The sequence below is a fragment of the Microtetraspora sp. NBRC 16547 genome (assembly GCF_030268965.1).
GTDB lineage: Bacteria > Actinomycetota > Actinomycetes > Streptosporangiales > Streptosporangiaceae > Microtetraspora.
The window spans coordinates 1-22,786 of the sequence record NZ_BSSE01000026.1; the positions used below are offsets into that span (position 1 = coordinate 1).

The 22,786-nt window shown below is 66.2% G+C and carries 25 protein-coding genes; 15 read left to right on the top strand and 10 right to left on the bottom strand.

Annotated elements, in window-relative coordinates:
- The first annotated feature begins 561 nt into the window (after positions 1-561).
- The 3 genes from QSK17_RS27955 to QSK17_RS27965 all read left to right on the top strand — a co-directional run bounded on the left by QSK17_RS27955 (position 562) and on the right by QSK17_RS27965 (position 2,739).
- Positions 562-882: a hypothetical protein gene (locus tag QSK17_RS27955; RefSeq protein WP_285708379.1), complete on the top strand. Its 321-nt coding sequence runs from the start codon at positions 562-564 to the stop codon at positions 880-882.
- A 390-nt stretch (positions 883-1,272) separates the two neighbouring features.
- Positions 1,273-1,548, top strand: coding sequence for a hypothetical protein (locus tag QSK17_RS27960; protein WP_285708380.1), 276 nt, complete (start codon positions 1,273-1,275; stop codon positions 1,546-1,548).
- Between the two features lie 810 nt (positions 1,549-2,358).
- On the top strand, positions 2,359-2,739 hold the full coding sequence (locus tag QSK17_RS27965) for a hypothetical protein (RefSeq protein ID WP_285708382.1): 381 nt from the start codon (positions 2,359-2,361) through the stop codon (positions 2,737-2,739).
- A 541-nt stretch (positions 2,740-3,280) separates the two neighbouring features.
- Here QSK17_RS27965 and QSK17_RS27970 read toward each other — a convergent pair.
- Positions 3,281-5,551: a hypothetical protein gene (locus tag QSK17_RS27970; RefSeq protein WP_285708383.1), complete on the bottom strand. Its 2,271-nt coding sequence runs from the start codon at positions 5,549-5,551 to the stop codon at positions 3,281-3,283.
- Between the two features lie 621 nt (positions 5,552-6,172).
- Between QSK17_RS27970 and QSK17_RS27975 the strand changes: the two genes are divergently transcribed.
- Positions 6,173-6,469 (top strand): hypothetical protein, encoded by a 297-nt coding sequence (locus QSK17_RS27975; protein WP_285708384.1) that lies wholly within the window; start codon positions 6,173-6,175, stop codon positions 6,467-6,469.
- Between the two features lie 186 nt (positions 6,470-6,655).
- Positions 6,656-8,011 carry an IS701 family transposase gene (locus QSK17_RS27980; RefSeq protein ID WP_285708385.1) on the top strand — a complete coding sequence of 452 codons (1,356 nt, stop codon included), beginning with the start codon at positions 6,656-6,658 and terminating at the stop codon, positions 8,009-8,011.
- A gap of 322 nt (positions 8,012-8,333) precedes the next feature.
- Here the strand turns inward: QSK17_RS27980 and QSK17_RS27985 are convergent, their stop codons facing one another.
- On the bottom strand, positions 8,334-8,834 hold the full coding sequence (locus QSK17_RS27985) for a phosphate-starvation-inducible PsiE family protein (RefSeq protein WP_285708387.1): 501 nt from the start codon (positions 8,832-8,834) through the stop codon (positions 8,334-8,336).
- A 235-nt stretch (positions 8,835-9,069) separates the two neighbouring features.
- On the opposite strand from QSK17_RS27985, the gene QSK17_RS27990 reads away from it, so the two are divergent.
- From QSK17_RS27990 to QSK17_RS28000, 3 genes are all read left to right on the top strand, one after another.
- Complete coding sequence (locus QSK17_RS27990; protein WP_285708389.1) at positions 9,070-9,441, top strand: VOC family protein; 372 nt, start codon at positions 9,070-9,072, stop codon at positions 9,439-9,441.
- A 73-nt stretch (positions 9,442-9,514) separates the two neighbouring features.
- Positions 9,515-10,501, top strand: coding sequence for a GNAT family N-acetyltransferase (locus tag QSK17_RS27995; RefSeq protein WP_285708390.1), 987 nt, complete (start codon positions 9,515-9,517; stop codon positions 10,499-10,501).
- A 47-nt stretch (positions 10,502-10,548) separates the two neighbouring features.
- Positions 10,549-10,929 carry a VOC family protein gene (locus tag QSK17_RS28000; protein ID WP_285708391.1) on the top strand — a complete coding sequence of 127 codons (381 nt, stop codon included), beginning with the start codon at positions 10,549-10,551 and terminating at the stop codon, positions 10,927-10,929.
- Positions 10,930-11,004: 75 nt separating this feature from the next.
- On the opposite strand, the gene QSK17_RS28005 is transcribed toward QSK17_RS28000, so the two are convergent.
- Entirely contained in the window at positions 11,005-11,469 is a 465-nt protein-coding gene (locus QSK17_RS28005; protein WP_285708392.1) for a MarR family winged helix-turn-helix transcriptional regulator, read from the bottom strand.
- Positions 11,470-11,594: 125 nt separating this feature from the next.
- On the opposite strand from QSK17_RS28005, the gene QSK17_RS28010 reads away from it, so the two are divergent.
- On the top strand, positions 11,595-12,593 hold the full coding sequence (locus QSK17_RS28010; protein ID WP_285708393.1) for a pirin family protein: 999 nt from the start codon (positions 11,595-11,597) through the stop codon (positions 12,591-12,593).
- Positions 12,594-12,712: 119 nt separating this feature from the next.
- Here QSK17_RS28010 and QSK17_RS28015 read toward each other — a convergent pair whose 3' ends face one another.
- The 3 genes from QSK17_RS28015 to QSK17_RS28025 all read right to left on the bottom strand — a co-directional run bounded on the left by QSK17_RS28015 (position 12,713) and on the right by QSK17_RS28025 (position 14,923).
- On the bottom strand, positions 12,713-13,729 hold the full coding sequence (locus tag QSK17_RS28015) for a CU044_5270 family protein (RefSeq protein WP_285708394.1): 1,017 nt from the start codon (positions 13,727-13,729) through the stop codon (positions 12,713-12,715).
- Positions 13,722-14,282, bottom strand: coding sequence for an RNA polymerase sigma factor (locus QSK17_RS28020; RefSeq protein WP_285708395.1), 561 nt, complete (start codon positions 14,280-14,282; stop codon positions 13,722-13,724). The genes QSK17_RS28015 and QSK17_RS28020 overlap by 8 nt, the downstream gene beginning before the upstream one ends.
- 134 nt (positions 14,283-14,416) lie before the next feature.
- Positions 14,417-14,923 carry a MarR family winged helix-turn-helix transcriptional regulator gene (locus QSK17_RS28025; protein WP_285708396.1) on the bottom strand — a complete coding sequence of 169 codons (507 nt, stop codon included), beginning with the start codon at positions 14,921-14,923 and terminating at the stop codon, positions 14,417-14,419.
- A 67-nt stretch (positions 14,924-14,990) separates the two neighbouring features.
- On the opposite strand from QSK17_RS28025, the gene QSK17_RS28030 reads away from it, so the two are divergent.
- Genes QSK17_RS28030 through QSK17_RS28040 form a run of 3 tightly spaced genes read left to right on the top strand, consistent with a single transcriptional unit; the run spans position 14,991 to position 17,328 of the window.
- Positions 14,991-15,770, top strand: a complete 780-nt coding sequence (locus QSK17_RS28030; protein WP_285708397.1) for an SDR family NAD(P)-dependent oxidoreductase — start codon at positions 14,991-14,993, stop codon at positions 15,768-15,770.
- Complete coding sequence (locus tag QSK17_RS28035) at positions 15,767-16,507, top strand: hypothetical protein (protein WP_285708398.1); 741 nt, start codon at positions 15,767-15,769, stop codon at positions 16,505-16,507. The genes QSK17_RS28030 and QSK17_RS28035 overlap by 4 nt, the downstream gene beginning before the upstream one ends.
- A gap of 8 nt (positions 16,508-16,515) precedes the next feature.
- Positions 16,516-17,328 (top strand): SGNH/GDSL hydrolase family protein, encoded by an 813-nt coding sequence (locus QSK17_RS28040; RefSeq protein ID WP_285708399.1) that lies wholly within the window; start codon positions 16,516-16,518, stop codon positions 17,326-17,328.
- 2 nt (positions 17,329-17,330) lie between these two features.
- Here the strand turns inward: QSK17_RS28040 and QSK17_RS28045 are convergent, their stop codons facing one another.
- The 3 genes from QSK17_RS28045 to QSK17_RS28055 all read right to left on the bottom strand — a co-directional run bounded on the left by QSK17_RS28045 (position 17,331) and on the right by QSK17_RS28055 (position 19,828).
- On the bottom strand, positions 17,331-18,083 hold the full coding sequence (locus tag QSK17_RS28045; protein ID WP_285708400.1) for an amino acid ABC transporter ATP-binding protein: 753 nt from the start codon (positions 18,081-18,083) through the stop codon (positions 17,331-17,333).
- Positions 18,084-18,179: 96 nt separating this feature from the next.
- Positions 18,180-19,040 (bottom strand): amino acid ABC transporter permease, encoded by an 861-nt coding sequence (locus tag QSK17_RS28050; RefSeq protein WP_285708402.1) that lies wholly within the window; start codon positions 19,038-19,040, stop codon positions 18,180-18,182.
- On the bottom strand, positions 19,001-19,828 hold the full coding sequence (locus QSK17_RS28055; protein WP_285708403.1) for a transporter substrate-binding domain-containing protein: 828 nt from the start codon (positions 19,826-19,828) through the stop codon (positions 19,001-19,003). The genes QSK17_RS28050 and QSK17_RS28055 overlap by 40 nt, the downstream gene beginning before the upstream one ends.
- Positions 19,829-20,130: 302 nt before the next feature.
- On the opposite strand from QSK17_RS28055, the gene QSK17_RS28060 reads away from it, so the two are divergent.
- Positions 20,131-20,493 (top strand): DUF2203 domain-containing protein, encoded by a 363-nt coding sequence (locus QSK17_RS28060; protein ID WP_285708491.1) that lies wholly within the window; start codon positions 20,131-20,133, stop codon positions 20,491-20,493.
- Positions 20,494-20,634: 141 nt separating this feature from the next.
- On the opposite strand, the gene QSK17_RS28065 is transcribed toward QSK17_RS28060, so the two are convergent.
- Positions 20,635-21,147: an NUDIX domain-containing protein gene (locus QSK17_RS28065; protein WP_285708404.1), complete on the bottom strand. Its 513-nt coding sequence runs from the start codon at positions 21,145-21,147 to the stop codon at positions 20,635-20,637.
- Between the two features lie 116 nt (positions 21,148-21,263).
- Here QSK17_RS28065 and QSK17_RS28070 point away from each other — a divergent pair, with 116 nt between their 5' ends.
- Together QSK17_RS28070 and QSK17_RS28075 are read left to right on the top strand one after the other, a co-directional pair.
- The gene (locus QSK17_RS28070; protein ID WP_285708405.1) at positions 21,264-21,812 is read left to right on the top strand and encodes an RNA polymerase sigma factor; all 549 of its coding nucleotides are present in this window, start codon (positions 21,264-21,266) and stop codon (positions 21,810-21,812) included.
- Positions 21,809-22,705, top strand: a complete 897-nt coding sequence (locus QSK17_RS28075; protein ID WP_285708407.1) for a hypothetical protein — start codon at positions 21,809-21,811, stop codon at positions 22,703-22,705. Before QSK17_RS28070 ends, QSK17_RS28075 begins: the two co-directional genes overlap by 4 nt.
- Positions 22,706-22,786: the final 81 nt, after the last annotated feature.

The following is a 22,786-nucleotide window of genomic DNA, read 5'->3' on the forward strand; positions in this document are numbered from 1 at the left end:
TGCGCACAGCCACACCCGCTCTCCTGCGCCGCCTCCTGTTCCAGATCCCCGCACGCCTCGTCCGGCGTGCCCGCAAACGCCTGATCCGGCTATGCGCCGACCATCCCCATACCGCCGACCTGATCACTGCCTGGAACAAGATTCGAGCCTTGTCCGCCCCCTCCTGACCGTGGCCCATCCGTCCCGACGAGGAGAAAGGCCCCGCCACCGGCCCGCCAGGGGAGACCGAGGGCCTAACCCGGCAACCACCGGGCCTTCTGCATGCCCGAACCCGGAACTCTGCACCCAGCACCCTGATCAACACGACCCCAGCAAGGCTTGATCATGATCGTGAAAGATCTGGGCCAGCCGTTGCCTGATAAGGAAGCGAGAGCAGGGCACACCCAGGGCACACGAGCGCGAAAAGCAGCGCGCAGCGATGAGAAGCCGCGAACGTTGAAATCCCAGCTCAGCACATGAGCTGGGCAGTCGCCGCAGGTCAGCCGTCAGGACAGATCAGATCTCGATGATCTGGCACTCAAAGGGTGTCCACACATCGGGGGAGGGCCCGAGTGAGGTCCGATGATCGCTCAGCCTGGCATGTTGTCCGCCATGATTGAGTCAGTCGACGAAAGGCACGCAATGCGCCGATTACGTGAGTTGATCATGGAGTTCATCGGGGAATTCGTGCTCTGGATGATCCTGGCAATCACCGGAGCGGGTGTCGTCGTCGGAGTATCTGCACTGCTCAACCGGCCATGGCTGACTGAAGCGCTTGTGACATCAGCAGACGCTGACATCACTCTTCTGGCGATCATCGGTCTCGTCGCCCTGATCGGCGCAATCGTCGCTATCACATGGTCGGTACGGAAGATCAAGAAAAAAGTTCCACCGACCTGCTGAACCTTACCTAGCCCGACGCACAGCAACGGTTGACCACACAGCCTTGCCCCGGGCCCTTGCCCCGCCGCCTTCCGGGATGATGGGCGGCACTTGAGCAGGGCGAGGAGCCCTCTACGTCGTGACTGGCTCCCGTTTGCAAGCAGGAAGTCAGGGGGGTTGCCAGGTGCCGAGAGCCCCGGGTCGGCGCGCTGCCGCTTTGCGGTGGATCGATGGCAAGCGGGACAGAGGGGGCAGAGAACATGCTCGCGCCCGAGCAGCCGGAACTAGAGCGAAAAAGTAAACGTTCCATGATTGACTAGATCGAAGAGCCGAGGGCGGCAAGTGAGCGACGCGCAGCACTCAAGCAGGCGAGCAAAACGGCGACGCGCCCGAGCGGCCAAGCAGGCGGCCATGGAGAAAAGCGCGGTTCGCAGGCTTGTGCTCTACACGGTGGCTGGCGTTCTTATTCTCGGCGGCTTGATCTTTCTGGTGTTTCCGGTCGTGGGAGTGGTCGGTGCGGGTGGCATCGCCTCGGGCGTGATCTTCGCTGCTTCAGCGGGTGGGTCCACAACCTGGGTAGTGTCACCTAATCCCCGTGCACCTTATCGCGCCCTGGTCATGGCCATCAGCGGTCTTCTGCTCCTAGCGTTCGTGATGGTGTATGGAGTCTCGGAACAGATCGGGTGAGTGACCAACTGCGTGACAACGCCGACGAACGACACTGGACGCTGGCGGACGGCAGTGGACTGCCTCCGCAGGTAGAGGCCATGCCTCGGTCCGCACATGGCCAGCGACGAGACCGTCATCAGTAGTGTTCGTCTAGGGCTTCGACCAGGTTTCGGAGTTCGCGTGCCCGCCGCGGTGACATTGCCAGCGTCACCGCTTCGAGGTACTCACGGGCCTGCCATGGGTCGCCGCAACAGGCCCATTCTGTGCAACCGGCGTCGTTGTAGTCCCACAGGCGTCGATTCGGTTGGTGGACGAAGCTTCGCCAGCGCACAAAGGCCGACCCGATCGAGCCCGGCCATAAATACTTCTTCTGGCGCTCGATCCGTCTAATTTCGGCGAGGGCTGCCGAGGACAGGCCAGGAATATCCGTGGGGTGATTGTGCGTCTGGCGCCGGCGTGAAAGCCCAGCGTGAACGCGGCCAGGCCGTCTACGCGGCATAGACCTTTGTGGTGATCGTCATGCCGCTCATCCTCTCACCAGTGCGTGCCATGCGTCTCGGGCCGGGGCACTTTGGGGGCACATGGCACCGGAAAGTATTGGCAAGCCATGACAACGAATGGAAGCGTTCTCGCAGGTCGCTCCAGATGCAGGGCGAGAGCATGCAGGTAGGGAGCGTGCGGAATTTGAACCCGGGCCTACAGGCCGACTCTTCCGCCTCACCCGGCTCCAGCCGGTTAATCACTGTGCAAGGGCAACACAATCGTCTATTGTCAAGGCGCCGCGCCTACTCTGGGAAGTTGGCAGTGGCCCAACTCTAGGACGAGGGTGTGAAGAACGATCGCAGGCTGCGCCGCCTCGTCGATGGCGACACTATATGGCTCTGGTCGGTGCGCCAGAAGCTCGACAGGAACCGGTACGAGAACTGCCGTCTAACCCTGTCGCTCTGGCGGGAGGGCTCACGTTCCCGCCTGTCGATCGTCTTCCGGCCCGGCCCGGACAGGGTTATCTCCAACACGTACTTCGAGGCTGGCACCGTGGTAGCACTCCCCGAACGTGACGAGTTGAACCTCTACGAGCCTAAGACAATCCACCGCCTCCTTCAGATTGCAGCAGCGCGCGAAGAGTTGCCCATGGGGCCCGGCACCAGGGAAATCGACGGGTGGCACCTCTTCGAAGCTTTGATGGCTGCCCAGAACGCCGAGGCCTGAGGACGTGACTGCTGTACATCCGAGGTATGCGGAGACCTGGGGACCATTCGGGGACCACACGCTATGCACATCGCCGAACGATCAGCACGGGCGTTCACCTTGCTCTCACCCTTCTGACCCGCGTTGAGCTGCATAAACGACTACACCAACGTCCTGGGGGACAAGGGGGCGCGGCCATCTGCTGGATGTTGATCTGCACCGTCATGAAGTTCCAGGCCTCCATCAGCTGGCGCAAGCTCGTGAAGCGTCTGAGAAAGTCAGGGCGGTGCCTATGCGAGCCCCGCCCCTCCGTGCTTTGACTGCTGATCAGAATTGGGTCTTTGAATCGACACGAGGCCTGGCGTCTTATGCCGCAGTGTCCGGAGCGCTTCCACGCAGAGGCGGGGGAGCTTCAGCGACCGACGGGACCCCCTCCGTCGCCGGCCCGATGCCGCTCCGCGGTGGGTCGACGGCGTACGAGGTGATCAGGGCAGGGGAGGACTACTTGTCGCTGGCACGCGAGGGTCGGGGAGAGCCCTGCGGGAACTCTTCCGCTATTGAATCAAGCAAAGGGACTATCGCACGTCTCCAGATTCCATACGCGACGGCAATCACTTATCAATTGCCACGCAAACTCGCTATTGATGCCCATGGCCGACCGGGTCCGCGCAAGCATGTCGAATGCACAGAGTCCAGAGGAGTTGTCCGCCGCCGCCTCAACCTGGTGCTCATCAAGGTCTTCATTGAAGATATCTTGTAAGGTCATGCCGAAGTATATGTATGTCGCAAACTGTCGCCGAAGCGCAAGCACTTGTTCGGCTTCGCTGCCCACGGATTGCAGAATTTCGTGAAGCAGTTGGCTGAGGGGTTGGCCTTCGTGCTGGCCACTCTCGATTTTATGTAACTGCAAAAGCAGTCGTGCATTGTCCTTGACGGCGGGAAGCTGAGAAAGGGCACGAGCCTTTCTATGAATATCGACCCTTACGGCACTGCTGCAAGTCCGGGCAAATTCGGAATGCAGATTGGCGGCACGAATGACGTATCGAGCAGTTCTTATCAAGTCTCTCGCTAGTCCGGCTGATAGGGCATGACAGAAAGCGACATAGGGCTCGGTTAGTCCGATTACGCGCCGATAGAGCAGTCGGCGAGACTCCTCGTAGGAGAGCAACTCCACGCGTAGAATTTCATCGAAGGAGCTATCGAAGGCGTCGCGAAGTTGAAAACCTCTCCTCTCAAATGCGGTCAAGGCATCGTCGGACACGGTTATTAGAAAATACACCTGCGGAATGCCGAAGATGCTTTTTATCTCATTGAGAAACTTCTCGGCCTGCTCGGCCGAGCCGATCTTGTCCAGTTCGTCAACGCCAATAGTGACACGTCCACCCCTATCATTCACATGTTGCGACACCGTTCTGGCAAATACTCGAAACTCCCGCACAATCTCTGGATAGCTTAAAGGCTGTTCTGCGCGCGATACACCGTGAGATCTTTGAGCATCGAAACCTAGGCTGACGGGCAGGTTCAGGCTAGTTTTTATACTTCCCGACCATGACGTACTCTGCGTTTGCAGATATCGAACTCTTGCGAGGTTGCGCTGTGCAATACGCCTCAAGTAGCGATCCTTCCTTGAATTGCGCCCCCGACGGACTAGTCGAACAATCTCTCCTGTGACAATCGATAGGTTCATCCAGCCACCGATAAGGAGGAAGACTATCGAAATTACGATCGGCACATCGGCATACAAGCCGATCCACAGAAGGCTATCAAAGAGCGAAATAAGGATGACGAACGCTATCGTTTCGACCGCAAAGTATTCCAGCTTGCGCCCGACTGTCCGGCGCGAAGTCGGTGCGTGTCGATGGCTAAATCTCTGAGATACGCTACGGCACAGCATCGCAAACAGGAGAAGAACGAACTCCCTCGCCACATAATCAACAGGGGCAGAAACCATGCAGCGGACATCCGCGGTGGCCCTGCTATTCCGAACCTCGCAATGGATACGCATGAGGGAAGACTTTCCAGCGCCGCGAGGTCCTGCGATTCCGATGCTGCCGCCCGATAGTTGATCAAGAAGCTCGCTTAGTTCTTGAGATACTCCAGTTGGCACACGGTATGCAGATTCGTGAAGATCGCTGAGGCCGCGGCTGTCCTGTACGGCGAATTTCTGGCCGAGGCGGTCTCGTCGCGCTTGATTGATTGATTGTCGTAGTATGGGAACGATGAGATTGCGATCGACGACCGCATTTATCAGCTGGGCGCGAGCGGAAACCATGAGTCTGTGATAAGGGTTATTCGTAGCCCTGAAAGAAAAGTATTGACCGAATATGGTCGCTCTTGCGTGATTTGCACCGAATAGGGCTGCGGATAGGAGAAATACGGTAAGGCCGATGGCCATAATGATTGTTCCTGCAAAGTCTAGCCAGAACCCCAGCATCAGCCCGATTATCAGTAGAGCTGCCCCGATCAAGCAGCCCTGCTTGCTCCTTGAAAGTAGCACCTCCCTTGTCGGATTACTTGATGCCGATCTTAGAGAAGACTCCAGGGCAGTCGAATAATCATCAAAGGCAAGACGATATTTTTTATGCTCATCGGGGGCCTCTTCGAGAATCTTGTCGAGCTGACGAGAAGTCATATCGTAGGTTCGATCACGGTCGACTCCTAATTCCGCCATGGCATGCCTAATCTCTTCTTCTTGCAGCGCGGCTTTTACTAGGCCCCTCAACTTTAGGCGTAATGATAGATCTTGATGGGTGGCGCTTGCTTCGCTATCGTCATTTAGTTCTTCGGTGATACTGGAGAGCCATCCTTTAATGCCCACGAACATCTTCCCCATTTGAAGACCGGAGGTGTTATGCCGACGCGGGATAACTTACGGGATCGATTTGCCTAAATAATTTGTGCTCGTCACGCTCGAAACTGATTCTCTACCCGCGTTCACACCGAAGCGCTCCATCGCAGATCTCTGCATCGCTCAACCGATGGGGGCTACGGGGAGCACCTGTCATGGCCGACGAAACACGGGAGAGTCCGCATAATGGTGATCGCAGACTGCCCACCACCGCTCTGCGCCGGCATCCAGCACGAGCACACTACGGGTGGCCTGGTTAGGACAGGGGGCAGCCCAGGTGCATTGCTTGCGTCGAGCCGGACTCTTGGCGCCGTGCACCGTGATGTCCCACTCGCGCTCCTCTAGGAGTTCCATACGCCCAAGGTAGTGTTGTGATCCATGCCTGGCCAGGTATCAAACGGGGACCACATGGGGACCGCACGTCATGCGCGTAGCCGATCAATTCGCGCGTCACCAGGCGTTGTGCATGGCTACCTGAATGCCGTTGAACTGCTGAGATGCCTACCGCATCGTCCTGGGGGTCAAGGGGCTCCAGCATTAAGACGCTTCACGATGGACCGCCCAGGTCTCATATGAGACTCTCTCGACGAAGGCGGGAGGCGGAGAGTGGACGAGGCGGAGCGCCGGTTTCACCGTGCGATGATCGAGATCTATCAGACCGCCAAGCGGGATCTCGGGTACAACGCGACGCGCTTCATCCAGATGGTTTCAGACCGCGGGGGTCTTGGCGCCGCGCGGCAACTCTTGTGGAGTGACCAGATTTCGGATGGGTTCGAGACCCTTCGGAGCCATGGTCGCCTTGACCTTACTGTGGAAGCGCATGTCCTGAAGGAAGAGTTCGCAGAGCTCTTCACTGACGCGGACAAGCAACGCGCGCGGGACAGGCTGGACCTGCTTCGGTGAGCCGCCTCCCAGGGCACATCTAGGGCACACGCGCGTAAGAAACGCTGTGAAACGACGAGGAACACTGCACAGCTAAAAGGCAGCCCAGAAGCATGGCAGTTACGGCAGCTGTAGATCGAGATCGTGAGGCTGTAGTGATCGCGGGGGCGCCTGCGGGCATGAGAACGGCCACCAGCATGATCGTTTGTGAGAACAAATCCAGACACGGTGGCCGCAAAGATCAACGTAGCGCATGAACACTGGCCGATCTGCTTCAACGGGCTGATGGACCGGATCGCCGACTGCTTCCCCCGCCGGGAAACCCGGATGACCTGCCGGAACATGATCGAAGCGATGCTGACGGTCCAGGACGGCGCCAACTGCTGGACCCTCGGCGAGGCGATCGGCCACCGCGGCCCACACGTACTGCAACACTTCTTGTCCCGGGCCCGCTGGAATGATGACGCCGTCCGCGACCGGGTCGCCACCTGGGCAGTCGGCCAGCTCGGCGACGCGGGCGTGGTGCTCGTCGTCGACGAGACCGGTGATGAGAAATCCTCCACCGACGCCGCCGGAGCCTCCCGCCAGTACTCGGGTGCGCTGGGCGGGGTCGGCCTGTGCCAGGTGGCCGTGCACCTGTCCTACGCCACGGCGGCCGGGCACACGCTGATCGATCGGCGTCTCTTCCTGCCCAGCGGGTGGGCGGCCGATGAGGAACGCCGCCAGCTGGCCGGGGTCCCCGAGGAGGTGATGTTCGCGAGCAAGCCGCAACTCGCCGTCGACATGCTCGCCCGCCTGCCTGCCGGTGGCGTCACCGACGCCTGGGTCGCTGCTGATGAGGTGTACGGCGGCCGGGAAACCCGCACGGCGATCCGCACCCTGGGCTACCGCTATGTGATCGAGGTGAAGACCGACCACCGCCTGGCCACCCCGGCCAGCACCTTCACTGTCACCGACCTGGTCAAGCGCTTACCCGCCCGGTCCTGGCAGCGGCTGCGGACCGGTAGCGGCACCAAAGGCGACCGCCACTACGACCGGGCGATGATCGACGTGCTCGCCGACGACACCCCTGACGGACACCAGGCCGGGCAGAGCACCCTGTTGGTGCGCCGCCACCGCTACACCGGCACCCTGTCGTTCTATCGGTGCTGGTCAGCCACACCCCGCCCGCTGTGGGAGCTGGTGAGCGTGGTGTGCCGCAGGTGGCGGATCGAGGAGGACTTCCAGGCTGCCGACGGCCTGACCGGGCTGGACCAGGGGCAGGTTACCGGCTGGACCTCCTGGCATCGGTGGAGCCTGATCAGCATGATCGCCTACGCTCTGCTGGCCGTCACGATCACCCTCGAACGCGGCGGTACCACCGAGACCGGGCAGGTCGAGCTCGTCCCGGTGAGCTGCCGTGAGCCGGTGAAACTCCTTCGCCGATTCACGCTTCCCCGCCCCCGGCAAGACATCGATCCCGAACACGCTCTGCGCTGGTCCCTGTGGCGGCGTCGCCATCAATATCGGGCAGCGACCTGTCATCGGCGGTGGAACGAGGTCACCGCGGTTTCGACCACGTGACCTCTGCCGCAGCACCTAACGATCTACAGCTGCCGTAGCAGTGACATAGTCGCAGACCGGAAGCTCAGCGAGCTTACTTCCAGTGGAAGTGAGCCGACGGCACGTCCGCCGGGCGTGACGGACGGTGACCGCCCGCGTCCGGCGGCGGCGATGGTGCGGAACGGCGTGCCAGACGAGGACGGCCCCTACGAGTGCGAGCCGCGATGGCCGCCCGACGGCGTCGAGTGCGGGCTCCGCCGAGTGTGAGCCGTACGGCCAGGAGACCGGGAGCCAGGAGTCCCGGCGGCCGGGGGAGGCGGGCCGGGCGGTCAGGAGTCCGGGCTCAGCTCCGCTTCGACCAGCGCGCGATGGCCAGGGCCAGGACGAGTATGAACGCCACTCCCGCGTAGACGGCCATCTCCGTGAACTGGTCGCGTCTCTCGGCCATCGTCATCGTGACGCTGAGCCGTACGACGACGGACAGGATGTGCCGGACCACGGCGATGACGCCGACGATGATGAAGGGTTCGAGCTGAATGCGCCCGCCTTCGAGGTGGGCCCGCACCGTCACGAAGATCTCCAGGACGATCAGAACGAGCAGTAGCTCCTCGATGAGGATGATCGCCCTCTCCGGCCACGGTGACGGGTTCCGCGCCGCCGTCACGAACATCATGACTATGATGCCGCCCGCCACGGCGAGCAGGATGGCCGAGACCAGGTACAGCAGCGTCCGCTCGATCCGGTTGAGGATCCGCAACATGGGGGCGTCCGGCTTGGTCCGCGTGGTCCCGGCGGGCGATTCCGCCGTACCCGCGTGGTGCGGGACGCGTGATTCGTCGTCCATCGTTCAGCAGGGACGAGGTCGAGTGCGAGTTCCGGTCACAGCCGCGTCTCTTACCCGGATATGGCGACCGATGCCGGTCTTTGCCGATCTTTTCGCAGTTCGTCGGCATCGCGTGTGCGGCATGTCGCCCCGGAGGCCGCCCCGGCGGTGGCGAGCGCATGGTGGCGGACAGGGAGGGCATGCCCTGAAGAAGGGGGAATGCCGGTTCCCCTAACGGGACGGGAGGACACTTTCGATGTCCGTCGCACTGAACCACACCATCGTGCCCAGCAGGGACAAGCGCGCGTCGGCGGAGTTCCTGGCCGGGATCCTGGGGCTGAAGGCGGCCTCGCAGTGGGGTCCGTTCGTGCCGATCCAGACGGCCAACGGCGTCACGCTCGACTACATGGACGTCGACGAGGTCCAGAAGAACCACTACTGCTTCATCGTCACCGAGCCCGAGTTCGACGTGATCTTCGCGCGGATCAGGGAACGGGGGCTCGACTTCTGGGCGGATCCGCACCACGAGAAGCCCGGGGAGATCAACCATCTGTACGGCGGGCGCGGGGTCTACTTCAACGATCCCGACGGCCACAACATGGAGGTCATCACCCAGCCGTACGCCTGACCGGCCGAGCCGCCGAGCCGTCCACCAATCCAGGATTAAGTCGCCGCCAAGTCGCGGACGGTACAAACGCGGGGTGAACGGATACGACATCAGGCGGCCCACCGAGGGCGACGCGGAGGCGATCCACGAGCTGGTCGCCGAGCACGACACCGAGGTCCTCGGCAAGCCCGACGCCACCCTGGAGGACGTCGCCGAGGTACTCGGCGAGCTGGACCTCGCCACGGACGGTTGGCTGGTGCACCAGGGCGACCGGCTCGCGGGCTGGGGGTGGGCCTGCCCCAAGGGGACGAGCGACAACGTCGACATCGACGTCCAGGCCCGGGACGAGGCCGTCGTCGCCTGGCTCTGGGAGCGGGTCCTGGAGCGGGCAGTGGAGATCGCTCGCGACCTCGGCCACGCCCAGGCGCGGGTGGACATCGGCATCTACCGCGAAGACGTCGCGCTCCAGGCGGCGGCCAAGGAGCGCGGGCTCGCCGTCGCCACCAGCTTCCACCGCATGCGCATCGACAACGGTGATGACCACGGCGGCCACGCGGGCGCGGCGGAGCCGGAGACTCCCCCCGGCGTGATCGTGGAGAGCGGCGAGCCCGACCAGGAGCGGCTTTGTACGGCGCACCGGATCCAGCAGGAGGGCTTCGCCCGGCACTTCGGGTTCGTGCCGAAGACCTTCGAGGAGTGGGTCTCCGACATGGAGGCGTCCAGTGCGAGCGACTGGAGCCAGCTCCTGATCGCCCGTGTGGACGGCGAGCCGGCCGCCATGTTGCTCGGGACCAACCACTTCGTGTCCGACGAGGACTGCGGCTACGTGCGCACCCTCGCCGTACTGCCCGCCTTCCGCGGCAGGGGGCTCGGGAAACTGCTGCTTCGCACGGCGTTCGCCGCGGACGCGCGGCGCGGCCGGACCGGCACGATCCTGCATGTGGACTCGAACAACGTCACGCCGGCTCTCGACCTCTATCTCTCCACGGGGATGCGCCAGGTGCTCGCCATCGACGCTTGGCGGGCCGACCTGCCGACCGGGCTGCCGACCGGCCCGGCGACGTCGGACGAAGCCGATTAGACGAAGCCGTGGTGGGCCACGCGCGCTGATCGGGGTATGCCGACCGCATGGCATGCCGTATCACCGAGCTTGTCCTCGACTGCCGTGACCCGGAGCGGCTCGCCGCCTTCTGGTGCGAGGTGCTGGGCTTCGCTGTGCTCGACCGGTTGGCGGGCAGTGTCCGGATCGGCCCGCCGGAGGGAGGGTTCGGCGGGCTCCAGCCGACCCTGGTGTTCAACCCGTCGAACGAGCCCAAGCCGGGCAAGCTGCGCCTGCACATCGATGTGAACCCGACTGACCGCGAGCAGGCCGAGGAACTGGTACGCCTGCTCGCGGCCGGGGCGACCCGCGCCGACGTCGGGCAGACCGGCCACGAGCCGTGGGTCGTGCTCGCCGATCCCGAGGGCAACGAGTTCTGCCTGCTGCACCACCGGCTGGACCCCGCCTGAGCGGGCGGCGCCGGCCGGGAACGCCGAGTGCAGGCCAGGAACGTCGTGTGCAGGCCAGGAACGCCGGGGCGCAGGTCAGGACGCCGGACGCTGCAGGTGGCCGCGGATCTTGGTGCCGACGGTGCGGAGAAGCGCCACCTCGCGCGGCGTGAGCAGGTCGAACATGTGGGCGCGGACCGCGGCGACGTGCCCGGGCGCCGTGGCCGCCAGCTTCGCGACACCATCCTCGGTGAGCTCGGCCTCGGTGCCGCGCCTGTCGTCCTCGCAGTCGGTGCGGCGGACCCAGCCGAGCCGTTCCAGCCGGGTCACCGCGCGGGTCGCGCCACTGCGGGTCGAGAGCACGGCGTCGGCGAGGTCGCGCATCCGCATCCGCTGGTCGGGTGCCTCCGACAGCATGACGAGCACCTCGTAGTCGAGCATCGAGACGCCCGCGTCCGCTTCGAGCTGGCGATCGAGGGCCTGGATCAACAGCCGTGTGCCGTCCAGGTAGGCGCGCCACGCCTGCTGCTCCTCCGCGTCGAGCCACCGAACCTCGTTCATGCCGTCCAGCCTACGGGAATAGTTGACGGCGAAACTACATTGGGTACAGTGAATGTCGTTGACGGCGAAACGACCTCGTGCCGTACGCCGCCCCGCGACCCCTGCGAGACCGGAAGGAGGGCCCCATGCCCGCCGTCACCGTGGAGAACCTGCTCGCCCTGCCCCGCGTTCCCCAGCCGAACCCGCTGACCGACACCGACCGGCCCGTCGTGTCCGTGACCACCGCGCCCCGCGCCCTCGAAGGCGAGGGCTTCCCCGTACGGCGGGCCTTCGCAGGGGTGGACCTGCGGGCTCTGGACCCGTTCATCCACATGGACCAGATGGGCGAGGTCGAGTACGCCCCGGGAGAGCCCAAGGGCACGCCCTGGCACCCGCACCGGGGCTTCGAGACCGTCACATACATGATCGACGGGGAGATGGCTCACTCCGACTCCCACGGCGGCGGCGGCCTCATCGGAGGCGGCGACACCCAGTGGATGACGGCCGGCTCCGGGATCCTGCACATCGAGACGCCGCCGGAGTACCTCGTCGCCAGCGGCGGGCTGTTCCACGGCCTCCAGCTCTGGGTGAACCTGCCGCGCGCCCAGAAGTTCGCCGCGCCCCGCTACCAGGACATCACCTCCAGCAAAGTCGCCCTGCTCAGCTCCGGCGACGGAGGCGCGCTGGTCCGCGTCATCGCCGGAGAGGTAGGCGGGCACGCCGGGCCCGGCTCCACGTACACCCCGATCACGCTGGTCCACGCCACGATCGCGCCCGGCGCGTCTTTGACGCTCCCATGGCGGCGCGACTTCAACGCCCTCGTGTACGCGCTCGGCGGCACCGGCACGGTCGGCGCCGAGCGGCGGCCGCTCAACTCCGGCCAGCTCGCGGTCTACGGCGAGGGGGACTCCATCACCGTCGCGGCGGACGCCCGCCAGGACTCCCGTACGGGCGGACTGGACGTGTTCGTCCTCGGCGGCCTGCCGATCCGCGAGCCGGTCGTCGCCTACGGCCCGTTCGTCATGAACACCAAGGCGGAGATCATCACGGCGATGGAGGACTACCAGGCCGGGCGCCTGGGCAGCATCCCGGCAGCCCACGCCGACGTCCGGGCCGCCACCACAGGCGACGCCGAGGACGCCTAAGAGCTATCCCGTGGATCTTTTGGGCCTACTGAGGTCGCCGACCGATCCTCGATACGGCAAAGATCCACGGGACGCACGCGCTGGCCGACCGGATGCCCGGTCGGCCGGCCCGGTGCCTGTTACTCAGCCGACGGCGGGGATGGCTTGGTGTCGGTCCAACCGGACTCCAGCACCACGTTGACCGGGACGCCGTTCTGCGGCACGCCGGTGACTTCGAAGGTCAACACCTTGGAGGTATTGGGGTCGATGATCAGCCTGCTCCGGGGGGTTCGGTCCCCCTGGAGCAGGAAGGTCACGGCGATACCCGAGCGCCCCCGAGGGTCGGTGGCCGGGCCTTCGACCCGCACTGCGGGCAGCGTCGCCAGCGCCTGGTAGGCGGCGCTGCGCACCTGTGGGGAGGCGGGCAGTTCGTACAGAAGCGAGGCCAGGGTGCGCGGCAGTGCGTCCTCTGCCGGATCGACGCCGTTGTCTCTGCGGATGGCTTCAAGGGCCCGCTTCTTCAGCGCTTCAGGGTCGGCGGGCAGCGCCGCGATCTCCTTCAAGGTCATGGGCATGGCGCTCCAGTAGAGCCTCTGCTTCCTCTTGTTCTGGAAGAACGTGCTCTCGCCGGGGGAGGTGGAGTAGACGCCGCCGTCCGGCCCCATCGGCCATTCGGTCGGCGAGCCGTCCCGGCGCCATGCCTCCAGGTCCAGGGGGCGTGCGGCCAACTGCCTGTCGCCGCGCCAGGTTCGGCCGTCCTTGGCCACCCACGTCTCCGAGAGCTCGGAGGTTTCCAGGTAGTAGGTGTCGCCGTTTTTGCCGTACGGCCCAGGCCGCCTCCCTGCGTACAGCTCCTTGAGATGCCAGTAGGCCCCTTCCGGGGCGGCTTCGGCCTTGGCGGCGGCGGCCAGCAGGACCGACGTGCCCGACAGGGAGGTGCCGCCGGTTGTGTCCGTGGGAGAGGGCGCTGCAGTGGGGGCGATCTGACCGAGGAAGACCGCCGTCGCGGTCGCAGCCGCTGCGAGCCCGATGGCACCGGCCCGCCACGGCTGGCGCCGCCGGACCGGCCCGCGCAGGCGTGCCTCCACCCTGGCCTTGACGAACGGGTCGTGGGCAGGCGGGTTGTACAGTTCGCGCACCTTGGCAAGCTCATCCATGGTCGGCCTCCATCGGGTTGACGCCGCCCAGAGCGGTCCGGATCTTGCTTCTGGCACGGTTCAGCCGGGAGCCGACCGTGCCGTAGGAGATGCCGAGCGCGGCGGCGATCTCCTCATGGCTCAGCCCTGCGAGCGCCATCAGGAGCAGCACGTCGCGCTGGCCCTGGCTCAGACGGGCGATGGCCTCGGCGAGTTCGGAGCGCAGGCTTTCGGCGCTTACCTGGGCTGTCACCCGTTCTTCGTGGCTGGGTGAGCTGGGCGGAAGGCCGTGCCTGGTCATGGCACGCAACGCGCGCACCTCGGCCCTGCGGTGCTTGTGGACGAGGTTGGTGGCGATGCCGTACAGCCAGCTCCTCATCGTGGCTTTGGCGGGGTTGTACCGCGCCCGCTTGCGGAATGCGACCAGGAATGTCTCGGCCACTACGTCCTCGGCCGGCAGCGGACCGAGCCGCTGGGCGACGTAGCCGTATATCTCGTCGAAGTAGCTGTCGAAGACTGTCGAGAAGTCATCGAGCCGCTGGTCCGGCGGGTGTTCCACTGGCACGACTGCCATCGGGAACCTCTCATGAGGGGATGTCATCATGAGGTGTCACCCGATGGGCCAGTTCACTTTCCCCCGGACGATCTCTTGGTGACTGACCGGGCATCCGCGGTGAGCGGCGGGGCCGGCCTACTGCTCCAGTGTGGTCACCATGGTGCTTTCCGGTATCCGGGGTGGACACCGGAAGTGAGCCCTTGCTGGGCGGCGATGGCTTCGAGCAGGGTGGCGAGCTGCGCCCGCTGGTCGTCGTCGAGCGCGGCGCAGATCTCGTCCTCGTGCGCGGTGGCCAACTCACGCATCTTGCTCATCACGAGCGTGCCTTCCGCGGTGAGGTGCAGCGCGTAGTTGCGCCGGTCCTGCGGGTTCCGCCGCCGCTCGACCAGTCCTTTGCGCTCCAGGCCGTCGACCAGTGAGACGACCCGGCTCGGCACGACTCCCAGCTCCTCGGCCAGGGACTGCTGGCTGCGCCCTGGCCGACTGGCGATCATGCGCAGGAGTCCGACATCGGAGGGGAGCACCCCCAGACCGCTGATTCGTTCGGCGAACCGCGTCGCGGCCTGTGCACCCACCTGAGAGAGCAGGAACGCGGTTCCCCTCGGCCGGGAGCGCCGCGCCGGTCCGTCGTCGTGGCCGGTCTGCTGTTCCGTGGACATGCAAGCGATGGTAGTGGCAGAGAATAGTTCTGTGCTATGAATAATTCACCTCACAGAACGGAGTGACATGATCAGCGATATGAGCGGCCCGGCGCACCCCGACCTGGCCGGCAAGGTGGCGCTGGTGACCGGCGGCTCACGGGGAATCGGGGCGGCGACCTGCCATGCCCTGGCGGCGAACGGAGTCAGAGTCGCGGTGAACGGCCGTGACCGGGCGGCGATCGACGCGGTCGTGGAGAAGATCACGGCAGCCGGCGGTACGGCGGTGGCGGCACCCGGTGATGTCACCGATGAGACCGCGGTGCGAGACATGCGCGACACGATCGAGCGCGCGCTGGGATCGGTGGAGATCCTCGCGACGTTCGCCGGCGGCCAGGGCGCCCCCGTGCCCACCGCCCAGCTCGGATCCGACCGGTGGCGTGCGATCGTCGAGTCCGACCTGACGTCGGTGTTCGTAACGGTGGCCGCGTTCCTGCCCGCCATGATCGAGCGGGGTGGCGGGAGCATCATCACCATGGCGTCCACGGCAGGACGGCAGCCAAGCGGCGCGAACGCCGCGTACGCCGCGGCGAAAGGGGGCGTGGTGATGTTCACCAAGCACCTGGCGAACGAGGTCGGCAGGCACGGCATCCGGGTCAACTGCCTGGCCCCGTCCGCCGTGCTCAACGAACGCATGCAGCGGTTCATGTCCGCGGAGCAACTCGAGGAGCTGGCCTCGGCTTACCCACTCGGCCGCATCGGGCAGCCCGGCGACATCGCCCAAGCCGTGCTGTACCTCGCCTCGAAGGCCTCGTCCTGGGTCACCGGGGTCACGCTCGACCTGACCGGTGGGCGGGTGATCGTGTGACAACCGTCGAGCGCACTCGGCGACAGGCCGACGGCGGGCCGCCGCTGGGGATCCTCGCCGTGGTGTTCACGGTGTTGTTCCTCGGCGGGATCGTCGTCAGCACAGCGATGGCGGGCGGTGCCACCTTCCCGTCACCTTTCGGCTCCGCGGCCGAGATCATGGCGTACTTCACGGGTCACCAGGACGCCGTACACGTGAGCGCGTTCCTGCAGTTCGCCGCCGCGGTTCCGATGGCGATCTACGCCGCCACCGCCTCCGCCCGCCTGCGCAACCTCGGCATCCGGGCACCTGGCGCCACCATCGCCCTGGCCGGTGGCTTGCTGGCCGCCGCCATGCTGGCCCTGTCCGCGATGTTCAGCTGGGTGCTCTCACGCCCGGAGGTGCTCACCGAGCCCGCTGTGGTGCGAGCCCTGCAGGATCTCGCCTTCGCCGCCGGCGGTGCCGGGCACGTCGTCTTCCTGGGACTGCTCGTGGCGGGCATCGCCGTACCGGGGCTGCTGGCCGGTCTGCTGCCGCGAGCGATGGCGTTCGTCGGCCTGGCCATCGCGGTCGTCGCCGAACTGTCCCACCTGGCACTGCTGGTCCCCGACACGGCGATCCTGTTGCCCGTAGCCCGGTTCACCGCCCTGGCCTGGCTCATCGCCACCGGCTTCCTGCTGCCCCGCACCAGAACCAACAGAGCCGGCGCCCGACGGAACCGAACGACAGCGTCGATGGCTGAAGAAGGAGCCGTATGAACGCCGCAATGACCGAACGTCTCATCCGGTTCCAGCACCCTGAGAAGGCCCTGGGATATCTCGGAGGGCTCGATGACGACCGCATCGCCGCGCTGTACGGACTGGACGCGGGCTCCTACCAACGGGTGCGCCAGGAGCACGCCGAGCAGGCTCGTCGCGCCGCGACGGAATTGCTCGACGATCCCGAGTTCGCCGAGAAGGTGGACCGGTTGCCGTTCGCACCTGATCAGCGCGTCGTGGCCGTCGGCGAGAGCACCACCGACGACCTGCTGTCCTGGTTCGAGATCCTGCGCCACGTCATCGACCTCCGGCGCCCCGCCGACGGCATCACCCTGACGAACATGGCGGTCTCCGGACACACGAGCACACAAGCTCTCACCTTGCTGCCCGGGTTGTCCTTCCACCGCCCGGACTGGGTGCTGTGCATGCTCGGCGGCAACGATGCCCAGCGCCTCGGGTCGGTCGACGGACCGACCCTGGTCAGCGTCGCCGAGACCGAACGCAACCTCCGGGCCCTCCGCGATCTCGCCGCCGAGCGCACCGCGGCGCGATGGGTGTGGATCACTCCGTCGCCGGTAGACGAGGCACGCGTCGCGGCCTACCAGCCGTTCCAGCGATCCGGGCTCACCTGGGCCAATCGTGATGTCGACGCCATCAGGCAGATCCTGAACGCGCAAGCGGACCTCACGGTCGACAGCCACTCCGTCCTCGCCCGGCAGACGGGAGAGAAGTTCCTCCTCGACGACGGGCTCCACCTTTCCCTCGCCGGCCAGCGAGCCCTGACCGCCGCCGTGGTCGAGGCTCTTACGGACAAGTCGTGAAACTACTCATCGTCGGCCCCTTCTGGGTGCAGCACCCTGCCGAGAAACTCGCGGGTACGGGGGTGCCGGGGATCGGCGATCACCTGCTCCGGCGGCCCGTCCTCCACGATCGCTCCCCGGTCCATGAAGACGACGCGGTCGGCGACCTCCCTGGCGAAGCCCATCTCGTGCGTGACGACCAGCATGGTCATGCCGTCCTGGGCGAGCTCGCGCATTACGGAGAGCACATCGCCGACGAGCTCCGGGTCGAGCGCCGACGTCGGCTCGTCGAACAGCATCAGCGACGGGTTCATGGCCAGGGCGCGGGCGATCGCCACGCGCTGCTGCTGGCCGCCGGAGAGCTGAGCGGGGAAGGAGTCGGCCTTCTCACTGAGGCCGACCTTCTCCAGGGTCTCCCGGGCGATCTCCTCGGCTTCCGCCCTGCCGCGCTTCAACACCCGCTCCTGCGCGATCGTGACGTTGCGCAGCACGGTCAGGTGCGCGAACAGGTTGAACTGCTGGAAGACCATGCCCAGCCGACGGCGTACGGCGTCGATGTCCACGTCCGGGTCGGTGAGCTCCGTGCCGTCCACGAAGACCTGACCGGACGTGGGCCGCTCCAGCAGGTTCACGCAGCGCAGCAGCGTCGACTTGCCCGACCCCGAAGGGCCGATCACACAGACGACCTGCCCCGCCTCGACCGTGAAGTCGATTCCCTTGAGCACCTCGAGCTGCCCGAAGGACTTGTGCAGGTTCCTGATCTCGACGGTGCTCACTGGTCGCTCACCGCTCCTCGTTCGCTGCGCGGGCCGCTCGTTCCTCGTGGACCACTTCGCTCACTGCGTCGGGTTCGCTCCGTGCTCACTGGTCGCTCACCGTTTCCCTCTTTGCCGTGACTCCAGCCGGCGCGCGACGTACCCCAGCGGGATGGTGATCAGCAGATACGTCAGCCCGGACACCAGGATCGGCGTAGGGCTGGCGAAGGTCGACGCCTGGTCGTTGCCGAACTTGGCCAGCTCTACCTGAGCCGCCGTGACCCCCAGGAACAGGACCAGCGACGAGTCCTTGAACAGCAGGACCAGCTCGTTCGTGAGCGGCGGGATCACGATGCGGACCGCCTGCGGAACGATGATCGACACCATCGCCCGCATGTGCGGCATGCCGAGCGAGCGGGCCGCCTCCATCTGTCCCTTCGGCACGGCCTGCAGCCCGGCACGGAACGTCTCCGCCATGTACGCCGCGGAGACGAGGCCGAGGCCGAGCGCCGCCTGGCCGTACACGCCGCCTGGAACCTGGAGTCCCGGGAATGCCAGCGGCAGGCTCCCGATCATCAGGAAGATCACCAGGGCGGGAAGGCCGCGGAAGATCTCGATGTACGTCGAGGCGGTCCACCGGTATGGAGCCACCGAGGACTGCCGCATCAGTGCCAGCAGCATGCCGAGGGCGAACCCGACGACGTAGCCGCTGATCGTGTAGATCACCGTGTTCTTGAGGGCGACGGTGAACAGCCGGGGCAGGCCGTCGGCCGCCACCTGAGTGTTGAAGAACGACTGCCGGATCGCTCCCCAGTCGGCGAGGGAGGCGAGCACGACGGCGACGACGATCAGGAGGGTGTACTGGGCGCCCCGCCCGATCCGCTGCCGCTTGCGGGGACTCCACGCCTTCCGCGACGGGAGGGTGGTCGGCTGCTCGCTCACGATGACGCGGCCGGGCTCGGCTCGGTGCCGAACCACTTCTTGTAGATGGCGGTGTACGTGCCGTCCGCCTTGGCGGTCTCGATCACCTCGTTGACGACCTTGGACAGGGCGGTGTTGCCCTTCTTCATGCCGATGCCGTACTGCTCACCGGTGTCCAGGTTGGCGATCACCTCGTACTTCGCGCGGATCTCCGGCTTGTTCAGCCAGGTCAGCGCGACGGGAAGGTCCTGTACGACCACGTCGGCCTGGCCGGTCTCCATGCCGAGCAGCTCCTTGGGCGAGTCGGCGAACTCGATCGGATCGAAGCCCTTGCCCTTGACGTACTGCAGGCCCGTCGTCGAGGCCTGCGCGCCGAGCTTGAGGTGCTTCGCCTTCACGTCCCCGAGTGAGGTCAGGCCGCTGCCCTTCTTGGCCAGCAGCGCCTGCGTGGCGTCGAAGTACGGCACGGAGAATTCGAGGTTTCTGCTGCGCTCGTCATTGATCGTCATGCCGGCCGCGGCGACGTCGCATCTACCGGAGTTGAGCACGGCGCCGCTCTTGATCGCGGCGAAGTCGATGTCGATGACGTCCTGCTTCACGCCCAGCTTCCTGGCGACGAGGTCGATGATGTCGATGTCGAACCCGACGATCTTCGCGCCCTGGTTGAACTCGAAGGGCTCGTACTGGAGGTGCGTACAGGTCGTGAGCCTTTCGGCGTTGACGAGCGGGACACCGCCCTTCGTGCCGCCGCCGGTGCTGCCGCCGCAGGCGGAGACCGCGAACGCGGTCACCAGCGCGGCGGCGCCGATGGAGAGCATCCGACGGCGCATGGGCCAAGGAGCCACGCGGCCCTCCCTTTAAAACGCGACATAAGCGAACATTTACGACAATCTATATGAGATGGGACACGGCTTCGTCATCGTCTCGACAGGGAAGTGATAAACGGTTGATTTCAGGAAATAAAAGACATTTGTGACGACTGTTGCGATCGTTCGCTGTGTTTCCCAAATGCCGGTAGATACCGCAGGTGTACTGGCAGATGTGCCGGCAGACAGCGAGATCCGCGGCGGAGTCCGGAGGCCGCTCCCTGGCTGCTCCCCGAGGGTTACGGCACGCCGCCGTCACGGCAGGAGGTAGCGTGCCGGGAATGGACCGGATCTTCAGCGTTGACGAGGCCAGGTCGCTCATGCCCGACGTCCGCGCGCGGGTGGCCGACCTGGTGGCGCTCCGGGCGGACCTCGCCGAGCTCTCCTACGACCTGGAGAGCGCCGGAAGCTCGCCGCTCGGTGGCATCCCCGAAGGAAAGGCTCTGGAGGCCCGCATCGGCGAGATCCTCCTCTGGTTCGGCGACCACGGCATCGAACTCAAGGGCGTTGCGCCCGTCCTCGTCGACTTCCCCGCCGTTCTCGACGGCGTCTCGGTACGGCTGTGCTGGATCGAGGGGGAGACGGACCTCGTCTGGTACCACCGCACCGAACTCGGCTTCGCCGGACGGCGCCGCCTCCCGTGACCGGCCGGTCCGCCCGCCGCCTCCAGGATCGCGCTCGGAATCGCGCCAAGGGCGCGTAGGCCTGGTCGTCGGACGGAAGATTTGGCGCGGTCCCCGCACGGAGGCGACCGCAGGCGACCGCTGGTTCCACGGCCGCGCGGTTCAGGAGCCCCGCGGCGTCCGGAAGCCGTCCTCCAGGTAGAGCCCGCCCCTTTCCCGCGTTTCCAGGCAGGCCCGGAGTCGGCGGGCCATCGCCGGGCGCACCAGATCGTCGAGGTCATCGGCCGCCACGAACGCGAACCGGTCCAATTCGTCCGGCGGGAGCCGGATGTCCGCCACATCCTCCGCGGACAGGACCCCGCCGTCGAAGACGAATATCAGCCCGCCGTCCCACGGCGGCAGCGGAGGGACCCAGTCCACGCACAGCAGGGGCCCGATCTCCGGCGTGATGGACAGTTCCTCCGCGAGCTCGCGGACGCACGCCGCGCGCGGCGACTCGTCCCGCTCCAGCGAGCCGCCCGGAATATCCCATGTCTCCTTGTACGTGGGTCGTACGAGCAGGACCCGGCCGGCGTCGTCGCGGATCAGCGCGCCCGCGGCCGCCCGCACCCGCACCAGCCCGGCGATGTACGCGAGGTCGGGATCGCGATCAGAAGCGTGATCGGAAGCGCTCACCAGCCGACAGTACGCGGAGGCGCTCGCCCCATCCAGACAGTCGCGGACCCGGCGGCGAAATGGCGTCGGGAACGCGGACATGGACGGGATGACCGACGATCAATTAAGGAGGCCGGATGGGAGCCGATCCCCACGGCCGGTTCGCGGACGTCTACGAGCGTGCCTACGAACCGATACTCGGGTACGTCCTGCGCCGCTGCCGGGACCCCGAGGACGCCGCCGACGTGGTGGCCGAGACGTTCACCGTCGCCTGGCGGCGGATCGACGAGCTGCCCGAGGGCGACGAGGCCAGGCTCTGGCTGTACGGCGTGGCCCGGCGGGTGCTCGCCAACCACAGGCGGGGCGAACTGCGCAGGGAGCAGCGGGCGGAGGCGCTGCGCGAGCACCTCGCCTCCCTGCCCGCCGTGACGCACACGCGCTCGCCCGAGGAGGACTTCTCCCCAATCGGCAGGGTCTTCCGCGCGCTGCCGGACGGCGACCGGGAGCTGCTGTCCCTGGTCGCCTGGGAGCGGCTCGACACCCGGCAGCTCGCCGCCGCGCTCGGCATCTCCCGCAACGCCGTGCGGATCCGGCTCTACCGGGCGCGCAGGAGGTTCGCGCGGGCGCTCGCCACGGCCGGAGTCGACCATCCCCACGCCGCCATACTCGAAGGGAGCTCGTTGTGAACCTTGCGAACCTTGCCCGGCTGCGTGACGAGGACCTGGCCGGACAGGCGTCCACCGCCCAGGCCCGGGCGCTGATGGAGTCGATCGTGTCCGAGGAGCGCGCGCCCGCCGGGCGGCGCCTCCGGGTGGCGCCTGCTCGCAGGGCGCGGCGGGCGCTCGCGCTCGGCGCGGTCGCCGTGGGTCTGGGCGTCGCCGTCGCGATCGGCGTCGGCCTGCCCGGCGGACCGGCCACCCGTTACGCCAATGCAGCAGTCACCATCGAGAGGGCGACGGACTACTTCAGCGTCACCGTCACCGATCCGGCGGCCGACCCGGGCCGATTCGAGGAGGCGTTCCGGGCGGTGGGGCTGAACGTCACGGTGAAGACGATCCCGGTGCCGCCCGACGAGGTGGGCAGGCTGATCGGACCGGTCGTGCCCGCCGGCTTCCGCGGTCCGGGGAGCATCGGCGTGCAGCACGTGGCGCCGTGCGCGGCGGCGTTCTGCGGCAAGGTGTGGCTGCCCGCCCACTACTCGGGCCGCGTCGTGTTCGGGATCGGCCGCGCCGCCGCGCCGGGCGAGCCATACGCCGACGATCGTCTGTTCGACCCGGGGGAGGAGGCCCTGGACGGCTACCGGAGCCACGGCAGGACGGTCGCGGAGGCCCGGGACGAGCTGCGCCGGCGGAGGCTGAAGGTCGGCTATCGCCTGTACTGGACCCTTCCGGACGGGGGCTTCGTCGACCAGCGGGTCACCGCCGACCGGATGGAGGACGGCTGGATCGTCGAGGGCTCCCGCCACTCCAGCTCCGACACCGTCGATCTCTACGTCGTTCCCGGTCCTGAAGCGGGTCCGGCGCCCGACCCCATGACCGTCTACGAGGCCGAGCCTCACTGGTACGACCTGGAGGGCTGACGCCCTCCTCCGGCCGTACCGCGCCCGCTCCGCGGAGCACGGACGGGGGAGCGGGCGTGAGCCGGGAAGGGGGCACCGAGC

Bases quoted from the DNA above. Each gene is read 5' to 3' on its own strand.
- QSK17_RS28000 (WP_285708391.1), top strand. From the start codon at position 10,549: ATGGCATGCCGTATCACCGAGCTTGTCCTCGACTGCCGTGACCCGGAG.
- QSK17_RS27985 (WP_285708387.1), bottom strand. From the start codon at position 8,834: ATGGACGACGAATCACGCGTCCCGCACCACGCGGGTACGGCGGAATCG.
- QSK17_RS28005 (WP_285708392.1), bottom strand. From the start codon at position 11,469: ATGAACGAGGTTCGGTGGCTCGACGCGGAGGAGCAGCAGGCGTGGCGC.
- QSK17_RS28060 (WP_285708491.1), top strand. From the start codon at position 20,131: ATGGACCGGATCTTCAGCGTTGACGAGGCCAGGTCGCTCATGCCCGAC.
- QSK17_RS27970 (WP_285708383.1), bottom strand. From the start codon at position 5,551: ATGGGGAAGATGTTCGTGGGCATTAAAGGATGGCTCTCCAGTATCACC.
- QSK17_RS28030 (WP_285708397.1), top strand. From the start codon at position 14,991: ATGATCAGCGATATGAGCGGCCCGGCGCACCCCGACCTGGCCGGCAAG.
- QSK17_RS27960 (WP_285708380.1), top strand. From the start codon at position 1,273: ATGGAGAAAAGCGCGGTTCGCAGGCTTGTGCTCTACACGGTGGCTGGC.
- QSK17_RS28025 (WP_285708396.1), bottom strand. From the start codon at position 14,923: ATGTCCACGGAACAGCAGACCGGCCACGACGACGGACCGGCGCGGCGC.
- QSK17_RS27955 (WP_285708379.1), top strand. From the start codon at position 562: ATGATCGCTCAGCCTGGCATGTTGTCCGCCATGATTGAGTCAGTCGAC.
- QSK17_RS28020 (WP_285708395.1), bottom strand. From the start codon at position 14,282: ATGGCAGTCGTGCCAGTGGAACACCCGCCGGACCAGCGGCTCGATGAC.
- QSK17_RS28015 (WP_285708394.1), bottom strand. From the start codon at position 13,729: ATGGATGAGCTTGCCAAGGTGCGCGAACTGTACAACCCGCCTGCCCAC.
- QSK17_RS27990 (WP_285708389.1), top strand. From the start codon at position 9,070: ATGTCCGTCGCACTGAACCACACCATCGTGCCCAGCAGGGACAAGCGC.
- QSK17_RS28010 (WP_285708393.1), top strand. From the start codon at position 11,595: ATGCCCGCCGTCACCGTGGAGAACCTGCTCGCCCTGCCCCGCGTTCCC.
- QSK17_RS28070 (WP_285708405.1), top strand. From the start codon at position 21,264: ATGGGAGCCGATCCCCACGGCCGGTTCGCGGACGTCTACGAGCGTGCC.
- QSK17_RS28040 (WP_285708399.1), top strand. From the start codon at position 16,516: ATGACCGAACGTCTCATCCGGTTCCAGCACCCTGAGAAGGCCCTGGGA.